The 16174-nt window shown below is 69.4% G+C and carries 13 protein-coding genes; 2 read left to right on the top strand and 11 right to left on the bottom strand.

Annotation, left to right across the window (positions count from 1 at the left end):
* Positions 1-63: 63 nt before the first annotated feature.
* The 10 genes from Q7C18_RS14530 to Q7C18_RS14485 all read right to left on the bottom strand — a co-directional run bounded on the left by Q7C18_RS14530 (position 64) and on the right by Q7C18_RS14485 (position 12411).
* Positions 64-1002, bottom strand: a complete 939-nt coding sequence (locus tag Q7C18_RS14530) for a carbohydrate kinase (protein ID WP_311025979.1) — start codon at positions 1000-1002, stop codon at positions 64-66.
* A 69-nt stretch (positions 1003-1071) separates the two neighbouring features.
* Positions 1072-2508, bottom strand: a complete 1437-nt coding sequence (locus tag Q7C18_RS14525; RefSeq protein WP_311025978.1) for a glycoside hydrolase family 32 protein — start codon at positions 2506-2508, stop codon at positions 1072-1074.
* Positions 2509-2805: 297 nt separating this feature from the next.
* On the bottom strand, positions 2806-4338 hold the full coding sequence (locus Q7C18_RS14520; protein ID WP_311025977.1) for a glycoside hydrolase family 32 protein: 1533 nt from the start codon (positions 4336-4338) through the stop codon (positions 2806-2808).
* A gap of 42 nt (positions 4339-4380) precedes the next feature.
* Positions 4381-5367 carry an ATP-binding cassette domain-containing protein gene (locus Q7C18_RS14515; protein ID WP_311025976.1) on the bottom strand — a complete coding sequence of 329 codons (987 nt, stop codon included), beginning with the start codon at positions 5365-5367 and terminating at the stop codon, positions 4381-4383.
* Positions 5364-6293, bottom strand: a complete 930-nt coding sequence (locus tag Q7C18_RS14510; protein ID WP_311025975.1) for an ABC transporter ATP-binding protein — start codon at positions 6291-6293, stop codon at positions 5364-5366. The genes Q7C18_RS14515 and Q7C18_RS14510 overlap by 4 nt, the downstream gene beginning before the upstream one ends.
* Positions 6290-7270, bottom strand: coding sequence for an ABC transporter permease (locus Q7C18_RS14505; protein ID WP_311025974.1), 981 nt, complete (start codon positions 7268-7270; stop codon positions 6290-6292). Before Q7C18_RS14505 ends, Q7C18_RS14510 begins: the two co-directional genes overlap by 4 nt.
* Before the next feature lie 11 nt (positions 7271-7281).
* A complete protein-coding gene (locus tag Q7C18_RS14500; protein WP_070162014.1) occupies positions 7282-8259 on the bottom strand; it encodes an ABC transporter permease in 978 nt (325 codons plus the stop codon).
* 75 nt (positions 8260-8334) lie between these two features.
* Positions 8335-9993: an ABC transporter substrate-binding protein gene (locus Q7C18_RS14495; RefSeq protein ID WP_311025973.1), complete on the bottom strand. Its 1659-nt coding sequence runs from the start codon at positions 9991-9993 to the stop codon at positions 8335-8337.
* A 44-nt stretch (positions 9994-10037) separates the two neighbouring features.
* Positions 10038-11039: a LacI family DNA-binding transcriptional regulator gene (locus Q7C18_RS14490; protein ID WP_311025972.1), complete on the bottom strand. Its 1002-nt coding sequence runs from the start codon at positions 11037-11039 to the stop codon at positions 10038-10040.
* A 148-nt stretch (positions 11040-11187) separates the two neighbouring features.
* Entirely contained in the window at positions 11188-12411 is a 1224-nt protein-coding gene (locus Q7C18_RS14485) for a glycosyltransferase (protein ID WP_311025971.1), read from the bottom strand.
* Positions 12412-12672: 261 nt separating this feature from the next.
* Between Q7C18_RS14485 and galE the strand changes: the two genes are divergently transcribed.
* Positions 12673-13611, top strand: coding sequence for a UDP-glucose 4-epimerase GalE (gene galE, locus Q7C18_RS14480; protein WP_311025970.1), 939 nt, complete (start codon positions 12673-12675; stop codon positions 13609-13611).
* Positions 13612-13622: 11 nt separating this feature from the next.
* On the opposite strand, the gene rsmI is transcribed toward galE, so the two are convergent.
* Positions 13623-14510, bottom strand: coding sequence for a 16S rRNA (cytidine(1402)-2'-O)-methyltransferase (rsmI, locus tag Q7C18_RS14475; protein WP_311025969.1), 888 nt, complete (start codon positions 14508-14510; stop codon positions 13623-13625).
* A 77-nt stretch (positions 14511-14587) separates the two neighbouring features.
* On the opposite strand from rsmI, the gene Q7C18_RS14470 reads away from it, so the two are divergent.
* Positions 14588-16162, top strand: a complete 1575-nt coding sequence (locus Q7C18_RS14470) for a phospholipid carrier-dependent glycosyltransferase (protein ID WP_311025968.1) — start codon at positions 14588-14590, stop codon at positions 16160-16162.
* The last annotated feature ends 12 nt before the right edge of the window (positions 16163-16174 follow it).

Here is a 16174-nt window from a genome sequence, read left to right as displayed (position 1 = left end):
GACGTCGTGACTCCAGAGTGGTCCTGCGACATGAGAGCACGATGAGAGCCGCGGAGGCCGGTCTCAGGTCAGGAGGAGCTCCCGCGGACCCGGCGGGTTGGCTCCCGCGCGAGACACCGCGACGCCGGCGCTGCGCAGGGCAGTCCGGGCACAGGCACGGAGACCCTGCTGATCCGGCTCGCCCCGTGTCAGAGGCCCGGTGAGATCAGCCTCGAGCAGGGCGTAGAGCAGACCGGACATAAACGCGTCTCCGGCGCCGATCGTGTCCACCACGTCCACGGCCGGAGCCGGCAGGGTCTCCTGCCACCGGCGCGTCCCGATGGTGCACCCTGCGGCGCCTCGGGTCAGGACGAAGACTCCGCCGCTGAGGCCGGCGTAGTGGGCCACGAGGTCCTCGACGCTCAACTCAGGGTGGAGCCAGGCGGCGTCCTCATCGCTCATCTTCACCACATGGGCGAGTGAGGCGATGCGTTCGACCCGCTCGCGCAGCACGCCCCGGGCGGGTGCCAGAGACGGTCGGACATTGGGGTCGAAGGAGACCACCGTTCCCTCCGGGGTGCCGCGCAGAGTCTCCTCCACGACGTCGGCACCTGGGTCCAGGCTGGTGGCGAGCGACCCGGTGTGGATCAGGTCGGGCCGGCCCAGGTCCAAGGACTCGGGAGCCCAGGTGACGTCGAAGGAGTACTCGGCTGCGCCGTCGTCGTCGAGCACGGCATGGGCCGTCGAGGTGCTGGCGGTCTCCGGACCGAGCAGGCTCAGCGAGACGCCGGAGCGCTCCACATGCGCCCGGACCAGCTCACCGGGCCCGTCGTCGGCGATATGGGTCGCCAGTGTCGTGTCCACCTCCAGCCGGGCGAGGCCGACGGCGACGTTCATGGGACTGCCGCCCGGGTGGGTCTCCTGCCGGCCGGTGGGGTCGGTGACGATGTCGACCAACGATTCGCCGATCACCAGGGCCACGGGGTGTCGAGGCGGCGGGCTCTGGTCACGGGGTCCTGTCATGGGCTCTCTCCTTGGATCGTCGGAGGTCCTCAGGCATCCGAGAGGACCTGGGCGGATGTTGCCGCCACGTCACGGCACTGCCAGCTCTCGCACCGTGAGCCCGCGTGCTGTGGCCTCACCCCCATGTACGAACAGCCGCAACCCGTCGTCGTCTGCGAGCGGGAAGACCCGGTGAGAATGGACGACGGCCCCGTCACCGAAGAAGCACTCCACACTGCTGTGGTCCACCAGGATCTGGAGGTCCATCTCACCGGAGTTCCCGGGGATGGGAGTCTGTGACTCGCCGCCGACGCCGGGAGAGAACGTCGGCCGTCGGTTGACGTAGGCGAATCCGCCGTCGAAGAAGAGACCGGCGGCCACGTGGCGGCCCCCGCCCGGTGCCCGGCAGAGCTCGAAGCCGATGTTGGCCGGCGGATCTGCGGGGTCCCAGACCAGGGTGCACCGCAGCTCGTAGGCACGCGCGGCGACGTCGAGGTCCTGATGGCCGGAGACCGTGAGATCACCGAGCGCATGGGTGGCCGTCGTATAGTCCTCCAGGCCCGACGCGGGTGTGGAGAGGAGCTGATATCCCCCGTGCGCATCCGGAGCGAGCCGGATCTCGCGGACGATCATGTCGTCGCCGTTGTACCCGTCGGTCACCAGGCTCGGTGTGTTGTGCGGATAGTCCCAGAAGTTCGCCCATCCGATCGCGCGTCGAAGCGTAGGATCCTCGTCGCCGTCGTCCGTATGGGAGGCATAGGTGACGGCACCGTAGAAGTCGAAGCCCCAGTCGAGCCAGTGCGGCTCATCATGGTCCGGGGTGAACGCGGCGCCGTCGAACTCTCCGACCCAGTAGGCGTAGGTGGCCGGAAGGTCGCGGGACTTTCCGTTGGCGCCGGTGCCGAGCACCCAGTGCCGGCTGCCGTCGGAGGCCTCCATCTCGAAGATGTCCGGGCACTCCAGCAGCCCGATGTCCTCACGGCGGAACTCACCCACCTCCTCCCAGCGATGCAGATCCGCCGAGGCGTAGAAGCCGAGCCGCTGACCCTCCGCGTTGGCCATGAACCAGCGCGACCGCGCCGCGTCCCAGATGACCTTCGGATCCCGGAAGGCCTCCACTCCTGGGTTGGGCAGCACAGGCGCCTCCGGCCCAGGGGAGAACGTCCGGCCGTCGTCGGTGGAGTACCAGAGGAACTGGGCCTGGACACCCTCCGGGGCCTGCGTGACGAGTGCGATCACCGCACCGTCGCCGTAGCCGGCCGTGTTGTCCGCGTCGATGACCAGTGAGCCGGACCAGCAGTCGCCGTTGTCATTGGAGAACTTCGGGATGGCGACGCCCTGGTCGGAGAAGGCGACATGGTCAGTCGTCGTCACCAGTCGCCAGGACGTGCCGTGTCCTCCCTCGAGGTAGTCCTCGTTGTACAGGTAGTAGTACAGGTACTCCCCGTTGAGGAAGATCGGACGCTGAGGGTCGTTCTTCCAGTTGTCAGGAACGCTGAGGTGGTACGCGGGACGGTAGCTCTGCACGTCGGAACACCGCGCCTGGCGGGATCGGTCTGACGCCTGGTCAGGCCGCCTCGGGCTCGCGGACGCACTCGGCAGGCCCAGGACACCGCCTGCGACCCCGGCGGCAGTGCCGAGCGCTCCGCCCGCGCCCAGCAGGACGGATCTGCGATCGGGCCGGCTCGCCGTCGGGTCGGGAGTGCGTGTCTCGGCGTTCCGTCGGGAACGGTGCATCGGGTCGGTGTGGCGCATGGGAATGTCTCCTCTGGGATGCAGTGGGGCGGTGTCAGGTGCCGCAGGGCTGGCCTTCCGACCAGAGCGTCAGTCCTGGCAGTGAGTCGAGGTCCAGGGGTCGCGCATGGTCCAGCTCGGCGCACTGTGCAGCTGTGCTCCGGCGGAGAGACGCAGCTCGTGCCGGGAGGCGTCGGCTCGGGTCGGATAGACCCTGCTGGTGAGCGAGGCCCCCTCGACGAACAGCTCGATCGACGACGCATCGAGAAGCAGCCTCACCTGGATCCGGTCGGTCTCCGTGAGGACCTCGCCGGCGTGCGGCGATCGGTCAGTGGTGGGGTCCAGGCTCGCGCGCCTGCGATCCATGGTGACGCGCAGCCCGCCGGGCCTGACGCGGTCCACGACGACGCGGGTCTGCTCTCGGCCGTCTGCCGTGGTGAACAGCAGGAGCTCGACGGATTCACCGACCGGGATCGTGACGTCGATCTCTGCGTCCACCGTCACCGAGTCAGCCAGGACGGTCGTCGTGCCGTCCTGCCGCGGGGCGGTCTCAGACTGCCGGAGGGAGGTGAGCTCCTGGACCGGCTCGACGCAGACATGCAGCCTCTCATCGAGCCAGACCCGACGAGGGGCAGCCATGGCTCCGGACCAGCCGGCCTCCCGCTGAGCGTGCTCGCTGCGCCCTTCCTGCATCCACGCCCAAAGCACGCGGCGTCCCGACTCGTCGACGAACGTCTGCGGGGCGTAGGCGTGCCGCCCGCCGAGATCAAGCCGTTGGACGTGCTCGATGCGGAAGCGACGGCCGTCATAGGTGCCCACCGCGGCCAGCGGATGCAGCGTGACGCCTTCGTGCCACGCCGAGAAGATCAGCACATGGGGCTGACCGGTGGTCCCGTCCGGTGGACCCGTGCGGCCGTCGACGCCGGGAACCATCGAGAAGAAGTCGATGCACTCCCACATCGTGCCGGTCCACTCCGGGTCGTCGAGTGCGATCTCGCCGACCGTGTCCTCGGCCAGGGAGCCCAGCAGCGTCCAGTGCCGGAGGTCCTCGGACTCATAGAGGAACGTGCAGCCTCCCAGCCCGCGGCGGCCGCTGCCGATCAGCTGCCGCCAGCGGCCGCCTTCGCGCCACACACAGTGGTCCCGGAAGCCGGACAGCGGGGTGCCGGTCGGTGGGTGGTCGATGACCGGATCCGGCAGCGGTGTCCAGTGGTCCATGTCCGCCGATCCGACGGCGAGGCAGGGGAGTTCCCGCTCCCCGCGCCGTCCGGAGTAGACGAGCATCGGGGTGCCTTCGTGATGCACCAGCACGCCGGACCAGCAGCCGTCCTCGTCAGCTCCTTCCCCGGGGACGAGGGCCAGCGGGCGCTCCTCCCATCGGACCAGGTCGGTGGAGACGGCGTGGCCCCAGTGGATCCGGTGATGCGCGGCGGACTCCGGGTTGTGCTGGTAGAAGAGATGGTAGATGCCGTCGTGCTGGGCGACACCGTTCGGGTCGTTGAGCCAGCCGGCCGGCGCGGTGAAATGGTACGTCGGGCGAAGGGGGTCTCGGGCTGCTCGGGCCCGCAGCTCCGGGGGCTGGGGCAGGGTCTCGATGGGCGAACCAGGCGTCGTCTGGGTCATGGATCCTCTCTCGGAGTTCACGGGGCTGGGTCTGCGGCGGTGTCAGATCGTGGGGGCGGGCAGGGCGCGATCGGTGGGATGGAGGATCCAATGCTCCAGCTTGTCCGTGGCGACCGAGGAGACGGTGAGCTCCTCTCCCTCGGTCCATCGGAGGACGTCTTCTCGCAGGAGTCGGCGTTCCTCGATGTCGAACGGCGTCCTGCGGGAAGGATCCGGGACGGCGCTCAGGAGGAGCTGCGTGTAGGGGTGAGCCGGGCGCGCCAGAAGGTCCTCGGTGTGGCCGCCCTCGACCATGCGACCCTGGTTCATGACGATGGTCCGGTCGGAGAGGTACCGCGCGGAGGAGAGGTCGTGCGTCACGTAGATGATGGCGATGCCGCGTTCGTCCCGGAGCTGGGCCAGCAGGTTCAGGATCCCGATCCGGACGGAGACGTCGAGCATCGACGTCGGCTCGTCGGCGAGGATGACCTTCGGCTCCACGGCGAGGACTCGAGCGATGGCGACGCGTTGGCGCTGGCCTCCTGAGAGCTCGTGCGGAAAGGCCGAGAGCACCTCGGGGTCGAGCCCCACAGAGTGGAGGAGATCCCTCAGCGCGGCGCCCTGTGAGGGCACGTCCGGCTGATGGAGCTGCAGCATCCTGCTCAGGACATGCTCCACACGATGGGTCGGGTTCAAGGAGCCGAACGGGTCCTGGAACACCATCTGGACGGTGCTGCGGTACCTCCTGGAGGCACGGCGCGGCTCCGTCCGGAGGACGTCTTCACCGTGGAGCAGGATCCTTCCGCCGTCCGGCTGTTCGAGGCGCGCCAGGCAACGGGCCAGGGTGGACTTTCCGGAGCCGGACTCTCCGACCAGGGAGACGATCTCACCGGGGCGGACGGCCAGCGAGACGTCGCGCAGGGCATGGACCCGTCGGCGGGACAGCAGACTGCCGCTGGTGAAGGTCTTCGACAGGTTCTGGGCCTCGATGGCGGGCGACTCTTCGCCTCGCGCGGGCGAGACTGAGTGAGGATCCTGGGGGGAGGTCATGCGGGCACCTCGTTCTCGGAATGTTCATCTGCGGTGTCGACGGTGCGGCTCGGTGCCACGAGATGCCCCGGGGCGACGGCCTCCAGGTCGCCGATGTCGACGAATCGGGTCCCTTCGGCCAGCCCGGTCAGCGGCACACGGGGACCGGTCATCGGGGGGAACGCGTTCATGAGCGCGCGGGTGTAGGGATGCTGCGAATCTGTCCGCATCGCCGTCGCCGGTGCGAGCTCCACCAGGCGGCCGCGATACATGACGCCGATCCGGTCGGAGAGTTCCAGCATCAGCGACATGTCGTGGGTGATGAAGAGGACCGCGAATCCGAGGCTCTCCTGGAGCTCGCGGATCTGGGCGAGGATCTCCTGCTGGACGACCACGTCGAGCGCCGTGGTCGGCTCATCCAGGATCAGCAGCCGCGGCTCCAGCGCGCAGGCCATGGCGATCACCACACGTTGACGCTGACCCCCGGAGAGCTGGTGCGGGTAGGAACGCATCCTGTCCGGTGGGATCCGCACGCCCTCGAGGAGCTCCGCAGTGCGTGCTCTGGCCTGGCTGCGGCTCATCACCGTGTGTGCCCTGAGCACGTCGACGATCTGGTCTCCCACGCGCATCAGCGGGTTGAGGGAGTTCATCGCCGATTGGAAGACCATGGCGACGTCGTTCCACCGCCAGGCTCGCAGCTCGCGCCGGTCCAGCGAGACGACGTCGGTCCCGGCGAAGCGGATGGAGCCCTCGACGATCTGCGCAGAATCGCTCAGCAGCCGCATCACGGCATGTGCGACGGTGGACTTGCCGGAGCCGGATTCGCCGGCCAGGCCGAGGATCTCACCGGACTGCATCTGCAGACTGACCGCGTCCACGGCGCGCACGGTGCGTTCCTCTCCGTGATAGTCGATCGTCAGGCGGTCGATCTCCAGGATCGTGTTCATCGGGGACCTCCTGCAGTCGGGGCAGACCGTCGGCGTGCGGCCGACCGCGTTCGTCTCAGGCGGGGGTTTGTCAGCTCGTCCACCGCGTAGTTGCACAGGGCCAGGGCGAAGGCGACGAGCGCGATGGCCAGGCCCGAGGGGAGGAAGATCCACCACTGGCCGAGCATCAGCGAGCCGTCGGTGTTCGCCCAGTACAGGTTGTTCCCCCAGGAGATGGTGTTGGCGTCGCCGAGGCCGAGGAACTCGAGGCCGGCCTGCGCGCCGATGGCGCCGATGACGCTTCCCAGCAGCGTGGTCATGACGATCGAGGCCATGTTGGGCAGCATGTCGCGGACGGCGATGCGTGTAGTCCGCTCTCCGCTGACGACGGCGGCGTCGATGTAGTCCTTGCCGCGGATGGAGAGAGCCTGGGAGCGGAGGACACGCGCGGTGCCGGCCCAGCCGGTGATGATCAGCACCACGATCACTGTGCCCAGCCCCTGGGGCAGGAACGCCGCCAGGACCACGAGCAGCGGAAGTCCTGGGATGAGCAGGAAGATGTTCGTCAGCAGTGAGAGGGTCTCGTCGACGACCCTGCCGAAGTAGGCGCTGATCAGGCCGATGACCATGCCGATCGCCGTGGCGGCTGTCCCGACGATGAACCCGACGAGCAGGGAGGGTCGGGATCCCCAGAGGGTCAGCGCCAGGACGTCCTGACCCTTGGCGGTGGTCCCGAGCAGGTGCTCCGCTGAGGGGGACTGAGCTCCTCCGGACACGATGCGGGAGGGGTCGTCCGGATACAGCACAGGGGCCAGCAGAGCCAGGACCAGGAAGATCAGGAGGATGCTCAGGCCGACGACGGCCTTGCCGTTCCGCCCCAGAGTGCGCAGCAGACGCCAGGGGGTCGAGGCCCGGGGCGAGGCGCTGGGAGCACCGGAGCCGGTGGGAGCCGGGGCCGACTGGGCAGCAGGCTCCTGGGAGGTGGTCGGAGCTGTCATGGTGGGTCTCCTTAGCTCGTGCGCACGCGCGGGTCGAGCTGCGTGTAGACGATGTCGATGAGGAAGTTCGCCAGCAGCACGGCGGCAGTGATGGTGAGGAACATCCCCTGCATCAACGGGTAGTCGAGGCCTTGGACGGCGCCGAGCAGCTGGTAGCCGACCCCGGGATAGGCGAAGACGACCTCGGTGAGCAGCGCGCCCCCGACGATGAACCCGATGCTGAGCCCGATGTTGGTCACCGAGGGCAGCAGGGCGTTTCGCGCCGCGTAGCGGAGCATGATCCGGGGCGTCGAGAGCCCCTTGGCCTGCGCCATGAGGATGTAGTCCTCGGCGTTGGTCGCGATCATCGTGTTGCGCATGCCCAGCATCCATCCGCCCAGTGACACCAGCACGATGGACAGTGCCGGGAGGATGAGGTGAGCGGCGACGTCGAGGACGAATTCGATGCTCCATGTCGGCGTCATACCCACCGAGTGAGCATGGCGCAGCGGAGACCATCCCAGGACGATGCCGAACAGGTACAGCGAGCCCATCGCGATCCAGAAGTAGGGGAACGAGCCGATGAAGATCATCACCGGCGGAAGCAGCGAATCGAGGACGCTGCCGCGTCGCCACGCGGCCAGGATGCCCAGCAGGTTGCCCAGGATCACGGCGATGACCAGCGACACGCCGCCCAGCAGGAGGGTCCACGGCATCTGGGACGCGATGACGTCGCTGACCGGGGTCGGGAACTGGGAGATCGAGACGCCGAAGTCTCCGGTGAGCACGCGGCCGATGTAGGCGGGGTACTCCTCCCACCACGGTCCGGTGTCGACGCCGAGGAGCCGCTGCAGGGACTCCACCTGATGCGGTTCGAGACGCTGCTGCGACCGGGAGAGCATGCGGGTGACCGGGTCTCCGGGCATCAGCCGGGGCAGCATGAAGTTGAGGGTGATGGAGGCCCAGAATGCGAGGGCGTAGAAGCCGAGTCTGCGCAGGATGTATCCCATGACGAACCTTTCGGGTCTGACTCGGGCAGAGGCGTCCGGGGACGCCCCTGCCCGAGCGTGACGGTCATGTCGGGGTCACTCGACAGGTTCGAGGGACGTGAGGACCAGCACGGTCGTCGGGGAGCGGGTGCTCAGGGTGGCGTAGGGGTCGTCCTCATCCGGCCACCCGACGAAGTTCTCGGTCGTGTAGGCGCCCCACTCCGGGCCGGGGAACAGCGGGATCACCGGAGCGGTCTCGTCGTACAGGGCCTGCAGCTCACCGACGAGCTCGTGCTGCTCCTCCGGCTCGGAGGCTGCCGCGAGGTCGTCGAGGAGCGTGCCTGCGCGGTCGTCGCCGAAGCGGTGGTAGTTCTCAAAGGTCTGGTCGCCGATGTCGGTGACCGTCTCCGGCGACATCAGAGTGCGGAAGTACTGGTAGGGAGAGGGCTCGTTGGCGCTCCAGACGATGCCGGTGTCGAAGTCGCCGGACTCATAGGCGGCGACGACCGAGGCCCAGTCCGGGGAGTCCACCGACGCGCGGATGCCGATGTCGGCGAGGTTCTGGGAGATGATGTTCGCCACCGACAGCCAGTCCGACGACGTCGAGCCCACCGAGATGTCGAAGGTGAAGGGGTCGCCGTCCGGGGTGCTGCGCGCCCCGTCCGCCCCAGCGGTGAAGCCGAGTTCGTCCAACAGATCCTCTGCGGCGTCGGGATCGTGCTCCGTCCACTCACAGTCGTCGACCAGGGCGGGATCCTGCCACATCTCATAGGTGCCGACGAGGCCGGTGCAGTCGGCAGGGATGGCATAGCCGGCCATGCCGACCTCCACGATGTGCTCCCGATCGATGGCCATGCTCAGGGCCTTGCGCACCTGGGGGTCGTCGAAGGGCTCCTGGGCGGTGTTGAGCTGCCAGTTGATCTGCGCGCCGGTGGGTGGGAACCAGTAGTGTCGATGCTCCGGGTCCTGTGCGACGAACGTCGTCTCGATGTCCGGCATGTACTGGGGAGCCCAGTCCACGTCACCGCTGATGGCGGCCAGGTTCGCGCCGTCGTTGCCGGCGAAGGCCAGCATCCGGATGCCCGGGATGCGCTGCTTCTCCGGCTGCCAATACTCCGGGTTGGGGCCCAGTTCGAAGGACTGCGACTGGAAGGACACGACCTCCGTGTAGGGGCCGGTGCCGACGGGCTCCTCGTTGAGATCCTCGCCCGGGTCATCGTGCTCGCTCCAGATGTGGGCGGGCACGATGCTCATCTGGCCCAGCTGATGCAGTGCGGGGGAGAAGGGCCGGTCCAGGTGGAAGGACACGGTCGACTCGTCGTCGGCGGTCGCTGAATCCAGGTACTCGAAGCCGCCGAGGAGCTCCTTCTGCAGCTCGACCGAGGTGACGACGTCCTCGGCGCTCAACGGCTCGCCGTCGGACCAGGTCACCCCCTCGCGGAGGTGGAAGGTCAGGGTGAGGCCGTCCTCGGAGGCTTCCCACGATTCGGCGAGCCAGGGAACGGTGTCCCCGGCCGCCGGGTTGTAGATCAGCAGGCTTTCGTAGATGGCCTCATGCGTCATCGGCGCGGAGTTCGGCGAGAACGGGTTGAAGTTCCGGGTGAAGTTCCCCATGTCTTCGCGGGGGATGGTGAGGGGCGGTCCTTCGGCCGCGGAGTCCGCGGTGGATGAGCCGCATCCGACGAGGCCGAGCGTACCGAGCAGGACCACAGCGCCGACGCGACGGCGCGCGGAGGTAAGGCGGGCGTATACCATGGGTGATGTCTTCCGTAAGTAGTGACGGTGGACGAGACAGTTCGTCAGCGCGGGGCATCTCCCACGGACGAACGAGTGATCAGCGGGCAGTCGACCAGGACTTGCCGGTCAGTGAGTCGGCTGCCCGCTGTGAGCTTGGAGAGGATGTTCACCCCCTCGGTTCCCATCTGGGTGAACGGAAGCGCCACGGTGGTCAGTCCCGGGCGCAGATGCGCGGAGATGAGCTCCTGGTCGTCGAAGCCGATGATGGAGATGTCTCCCGGGACGTCCAGCCCGAGGTCGCGGAGGGCGTCGTAGGCGCCCATGGCGGTTCGGTCGTTGCCGCAGAACAGGGCGGTCGGGGGCCGGTCGCCGGTGAGGAGCTGCAGGGCTCCTCGGTATCCGCCTTCGGCCGTTCCATCCCCGGTGGCGATGAGGGCGTCGTCCAAGGGGGCGCCGGCGGCGGCCAGTTCCTCCCGGAACCCCTGGAGGCGGCCCACCTGGGCGGGTATGCCCGGCTCCAGCGTGATGTGCCCGATCCGGCGGTGCCCGTGGGCGAGGAGCGCTCGGGCCGCCCTGCGGCCACCGGCCACTTCGTCGGGGACGATGCTGATGACCTCGTGCTCCGGGTCGAAGCAGTTCACCAGGACGCAGGGGAGCGTGCGCGCCTGATCCGGGATGGTGACGGGGCGGTGCCATGTCGCCGCGAAGAGGAGTCCCTCGACCCGCTGCTCCAGGAGTCGTTCCACGGCGAAGGCCAGTTCGGCCGGATCATCCTCGCTGGGAGCGATCAGCAGGAAACGCCCGCTGTCCCAGCTGGTGCGCTGGGCGCCCTTGATGACGTCGACGGCGTAGGGCGCGGTGACGATCTCCGTCACGAGGCCATAGAGCCCGCTGCGCTGACTCACCAGGGCACGTGCGGTGGCGTTGGGGCGGTAGTCCAGCGCCTGCGCGGCCTCCAGCACTCGGCGGCGCGTCTCGTCAGAGATGTGGTGCCGGTTCCGGTCGTTCAGCACGAAGGACACGGTGGTTCTGCTGACTCCGGCACGATCGGCGATGTCGGTCATGGTGGCGGCGCGAGGCCGTCTGCTGCCACTGGGGTGGTGGTCCATCTCGCCGTCGTCACCTGCCTCTCATTGCCGTTGTAACTCGTGTTACGTAGAAATGTAACTCGTGTCACATTCGGCGTCAAGTCTCGGTGCTCAGATCATGGGGTCAGCATCCGGAGAGAGGGACGAGATCCGCCGGAGGGTGTGCGGACGTGCGGGTGGTCCGAGTGTCGGTGGTCCGGCTGGCGGAGATCAGCGCGGCCGCGAGGTCTCCCACGCGCGTCAGCCCGTCCAGATCGATCCGGTCGCGCAGGGTGCGGCGGCCAGCGGCGTGGGCGAACCAGCGGCTCAGCGCCTCCGGATCCAGCTGAGCGGCGTCCAGGGTGTCGACGGCGGCGACGTCGGCCAGGGCCGCCGCCCGCCGGGGCTGTTCGGCCCGGCGCGTATGCCGGGGGACCAGCAGGGCCGGCGTGGTGGTGGCCATGATCTCGGCCACTGAGTTGTAGCCCGCCATGGAGACCACGGCGGAGGCCTCCCGGACCAGTGCGGGCACATGCGCAGCGCTGCGCAGCAGCTCCACTTCGGGTCGGTCGGCGGTCAGCTCGCGCAGCCGCCCCACATCCTCGGGCGGCATCTGCGGTCCCGCAACGATCAGGTGCCGGTGGCCGCGGGGAGGCTGGGCCTGGGCGGCGGCGGCGGCGATGTGGGCGCCGTCCGAGCCGCCGCCGACGATGGTGAGCACGTAGGGTCGCGCGGCCGGGGCGCCTTCGTCATCGGGCCTGCCATGGGCGAGGTAGCCGGTGGTGCGACCCTTCGCCGCCAGGGCGGCGGGGATCTCCCCGGTGCGGCGCGGGTCGTAGACGTCGGCGTCCCCGTAGATCCACATCTGGTCATAGGCCTCGGCCACCCGTTCGGCGCCGCCGACGGTCTCCCACTCACGAGCGGCCACCTCCGGGGTGTCGAGCACGTCCCGCATGCCGAGCACGGTGCGGGAGCCCGGGCGGCCGCGCAGCAGCTCCAGTGCCTCGGTGAGTTCGCCGCCCACGCCGAAGGGGTGGCGGTCGGCGATGAACAGATCGGGGGAGACGGCGTCGACGGCGGCGGCCACGGCGGAGCCGCGCAGCGCGGACATCTGAGCGGCCGGCAGGTTCATCCGGCGGGCCGCGTACCCGTCGGCGGTGCGGGCGAACCCAGGGAGCACCAGCCAGTCCCACCCGGCCGGCAGGCTGTCCCTGGCGGCGTCGGGGTGGCCGGCGATGAGCAGCCCGCCCACGGGCTCGCCGGTGAGCCGTGGCAGGTCGGCGGCCAGGGCGTGGGCGATCGCCCGATTGCGGCGGGCATGGCCCAGACCCACGGAATCATGGGAGTACATGGCGATCGTGATGCTCATGGGTGGCCTCTCAGCAAGTCCGGCGCTGGTGTCGTCATCGCTGTCCAGACTCAGGGGTGTTCATGAGAGACAGATGAGAAGCTCATGAGGAGTCCATGAGACGGGTGCGGGCCGGCTGGTCAGCCCGAGCATGTCGGCCACTGGTTCCGAATGGTGAAGAACGTGTGAAAATGTCTGACTCTGTTGATTTCGGAGACTCTTGTGTAGAGTCCTTCCAGGACCTGTGACGGGCAGGCGACGACGACCCGGAGGAGAGCGCGCATGAAGGTACTGGTGACCGGCGGCGCCGGCTACATCGGCAGCGTGGTGGCCCAGCAGCTGCTGCGTGCCGATCATGAGGTGATCGTCCTGGACGACCTCTCCAAGGGGCACGCCGACGCCGTGCTCCCCGGTGCGACCTGGCACCAGGGCGGGCTCGCCGAGGCGGCCGAGGTGCTGGACCCCAGCGTGGACGCCGTCATCCACCTGGCCGCGAAGTCACTGGTCGGCGAGTCCGTGGAGCACCCGGAGCGCTACTGGCACGGCAACATCGTCGCCTCCCTGGGCCTGCTCGATGCCATGCGGGACGCCGGAGTGCAGCGCATGGTGTTCTCCTCCACCGCCGCCGTCTACGGCAATCCGATCACCGAGACCATCGCGGAGGACCACCCGGCCGCCCCGATCAATCCGTACGGGGCCTCCAAGCTGGCCATCGACCATATGCTCACCGCCGAGGCGAAGGCCCACGGCCTGGCGGCCGTCAGCCTGCGCTACTTCAACGTCGGCGGCGCCAGCGACGGGCTCGGCGAACGGCACGACCCGGAGACCCACCTCATCCCGAACCTGCTGAAGGCCGCCGCCGGCCGGGGCGGCACGGCCAAGCTCTTCGGCACCGACTATCCGACCCCCGACGGCACGGCGGTCCGGGACTACATCCACATCCTGGATCTGGCCGCCGCCCACCTGCAGGCCATGGAGTGGGTTCGGCCCGGCACCCATGAGATCTTCAACCTCGGCACCGGGGTGGGGTCTTCGGTGCGGCAGGTGATCGACGCCGTCGAGCGCGTGACCGGGCGCACCGTGCCGGTGGAGGAGCATCCCCGCCGCGCCGGTGACCCGGCCACTCTCGTCGCCTCCGGCCAGAAGGCCCGGGACGACCTCGGCTGGGCGCCGCAGCACAGCCTGGAGGACATCATCCGCGACGCGTGGGCGCACCTCTGAGAGGGCGGGGTCTACGATGCGCCCCGGAGGCTCAGCGCGGCGTCGTAGAGCTCCCGTGAGCTGAACCCGTGGTCGGCGGCCACCTCTTTGGCGGCGACCTTCAGCTTCACACCGGCCTCGGTGCGGCGCAGCACCTCGGCGGCGAGCTCCTCCGCGGTGGCCTCCTCCTCGGGCTCCTCTGCGCCGCCGATCACCAGCACCACCTCACCGCGCACCTCCCGTTCGGCCAGCTGCTCGGTCAGCTCGCCGAGGGTGCCGCGCAGCACCTCCTCATGCTTCTTGGTCAGTTCGCGACAGACGGCGGCGTGGCGGCCGGCGCCCAGCTGCTCGGCCAGCTCGGCAACCGTGGCCGCGGTGCGGTGCGGCGACTCGAACAGCACCGTGGTCCACTCCTCATTCACCAGTCGGCGCACCAGGCGACGCCTCTCGGCTCCCTTGCGCGCCGGGAACCCGGCAAAGGTGAACCGGTCAGTGGGCAGCCCGGAGAGTGCCAGCGCCGTGGTGACCGCAGAGGCCCCGGGAGCGACCGTGACGCCCACGTCGGCGGCGATCGCGGCGGTCACCAGGCGGAAGCCGGGATCCGAGACGCCGGGCATTCCGGCGTCGGAGACCACCAGCACCCGGGTGCCCTCGGCCGCGGCCGCCACCACCTCCGCGGCCCGGGCTGCCTCGTTGTGCTCGTGCAGGCTCACCATCCGGCCAGCTGGGGAGACGCCGAGGGCCTGGCACAGGTGGCGGGTGCGGCGGGTGTCCTCGGCGGCGATGATCTCCGCGCTGGCCAGCAGCGCCCGCAGGCGGTCGGTGGCGTCCGAGAGGTTGCCGATCGGCGTGGCGGCCAGCACCACCGGGGCGTCCCATAGTCCCTCCGGCAGGGCAGGGGTGGGGGAGGGGGAGGTCATGGTGACCGACTCTCTGCAGGGGACGGGGACGGCGGGCACCAGCGTGCCACAGGGGCCGGTCACGTAGCATACCCAGAGTGGACGGGACTCTGACCAGCCGCGGCACCTCCTCGGTGCCTCCGGGCGCCGCCTCGCAGGCCGCGCGTCTCGATGCCGAGCCGTTCCGCCCCGGACTGCTGGGCTGGGTGGTCCCGCTGCTGGTCACCCTCCTGGCCGCCGCGCTGCGGCTGCCCGGGCTGGGGCATCCTCACCAGCTCATCTTCGACGAGACCTACTACGCCAAGGACGCCTACGCCCTGCTGATCGCCGGCCACGAGCTGGTCTGGCCCGAGGGCGCGGACGACGCCTGGCTGGCCGGGGATCCGCAGCCCACGGAGGAGGCCGCCTATGTGGTGCACCCGCCGCTGGGCAAATGGCTGATCGCCCTGGGCCTGCAGGGCCTCGGTGCCGAGACTGCGGCCGGCTGGCGGATCTCCGCCGCGGTGGCCGGGACTCTGTCGGTGCTGCTGGTCAGCCTGATCGCCCAGCGGATGTTCCGCTCCGTGCTGCTCGGCGGGGCGGCGGGCGTCCTGACGGCGGTGGACGGCCATCATCTGGTGATGAGCCGGGTGGCGCTGCTCGACATCTTCCTCATGCTGTTCGTGCTGGCGGCCTTCGGTGCCCTGCTGGCGGACCGGTATCGGGGCCGACGACGGCTCGCCGCCGTCGACCCCGACGCCCCGCTGCTGTGGCGCCCGTGGCGGCTGCTCGCCGGGGTGCTGCTGGGTGCGGCGGCTGCGGTGAAGCTCTCCGGGCTCGCCTTCCTGGCGGTGTTCGGCATCGTGGTGGTGCTGTGGGATCTGCAGGCCCGACGCGCTGGAGGGGCCCGCCGGTGGGGTCTGGCCGGGCTGAGGGATGCCGGGGTGGCCGTGGTCACCGTGCTGCCGGTGGCCGCGCTGACCTACCTGGCCTCCTGGGCCGGGTGGCTCCGTTCGGGCACCGGGTGGGGCAGGCTCTGGCATGAGAGCCATCCTGCCGAGGGGCTGGCCGCGCTGGTGCCCGGTCCGGTGCGCTCGCTGTGGCAGTACCATCTGATGTCCACGGACTTCCATACGGGGCTGGATGCCGGTCATGACTATGCCTCCACTCCCTGGACCTGGCTGTTCATGGGCAGGCCGGTGTCCTTCCACTATGAGTCCTTCGACCCCGGCGAGGCCGGCTGTCAGGTGGAGCGCTGCTCCTCGGCGATCCTCGACCTGGCGAACCCTGTCATCTGGTGGGCGGGACTGATCGCGCTGGTGCTGGTGATCGCCCTCTGGCTGGGGCGCCGGGACTGGCGTTTCGGGGCGATCCTCTCCGGCTATGTGGCCGGTTTCGCGGTCTGGCTGCTGTTCCCGGGCCGCACCATGTTCTTCTTCTACACGATCGCCTACCACCCCTTCCTCATCCTCTCCCTGGTGGCGGTCGGGGCCATCGTGCTGCGTGCGGGCACCGATCCACAGCGGTTCGCAGCGGAGGAGGTCCGGGCCAACCGGCGGCGCAACACGGTGGTCATCCTGAGCTTCCTGCTGCTGGCGACGGCGGTGTCGATCTTCTTCCTGCCAGTCTGGACGGGGGAGCTCATCGACTACGAGCAGTGGCGGCTGCGTATGTGGCTTCCCTCCTGGGTCTGACCGTCTCGACCA

Source organism: Nesterenkonia sp. CL21, assembly GCF_031705515.1.
GTDB classification, from domain to species: domain Bacteria; phylum Actinomycetota; class Actinomycetes; order Actinomycetales; family Micrococcaceae; genus Nesterenkonia; species Nesterenkonia aethiopica.
Note: the sequence above shows the minus strand (reverse complement) of the source record. Positions and strands in the feature narration are given on the sequence as shown.

Bases quoted from the DNA above. Each gene is read 5' to 3' on its own strand.
- rsmI (WP_311025969.1), bottom strand. From the start codon at position 14,510: ATGACCTCCCCCTCCCCCACCCCTGCCCTGCCGGAGGGACTATGGGAC.
- Q7C18_RS14485 (WP_311025971.1), bottom strand. From the start codon at position 12,411: ATGAGCATCACGATCGCCATGTACTCCCATGATTCCGTGGGTCTGGGC.
- Q7C18_RS14530 (WP_311025979.1), bottom strand. From the start codon at position 1,002: ATGACAGGACCCCGTGACCAGAGCCCGCCGCCTCGACACCCCGTGGCC.
- Q7C18_RS14505 (WP_311025974.1), bottom strand. From the start codon at position 7,270: ATGACAGCTCCGACCACCTCCCAGGAGCCTGCTGCCCAGTCGGCCCCG.
- Q7C18_RS14500 (WP_070162014.1), bottom strand. From the start codon at position 8,259: ATGGGATACATCCTGCGCAGACTCGGCTTCTACGCCCTCGCATTCTGG.
- Q7C18_RS14510 (WP_311025975.1), bottom strand. From the start codon at position 6,293: ATGAACACGATCCTGGAGATCGACCGCCTGACGATCGACTATCACGGA.
- Q7C18_RS14495 (WP_311025973.1), bottom strand. From the start codon at position 9,993: ATGGTATACGCCCGCCTTACCTCCGCGCGCCGTCGCGTCGGCGCTGTG.
- Q7C18_RS14515 (WP_311025976.1), bottom strand. From the start codon at position 5,367: ATGACCTCCCCCCAGGATCCTCACTCAGTCTCGCCCGCGCGAGGCGAA.
- Q7C18_RS14490 (WP_311025972.1), bottom strand. From the start codon at position 11,039: ATGACCGACATCGCCGATCGTGCCGGAGTCAGCAGAACCACCGTGTCC.
- Q7C18_RS14520 (WP_311025977.1), bottom strand. From the start codon at position 4,338: ATGACCCAGACGACGCCTGGTTCGCCCATCGAGACCCTGCCCCAGCCC.
- galE (WP_311025970.1), top strand. From the start codon at position 12,673: ATGAAGGTACTGGTGACCGGCGGCGCCGGCTACATCGGCAGCGTGGTG.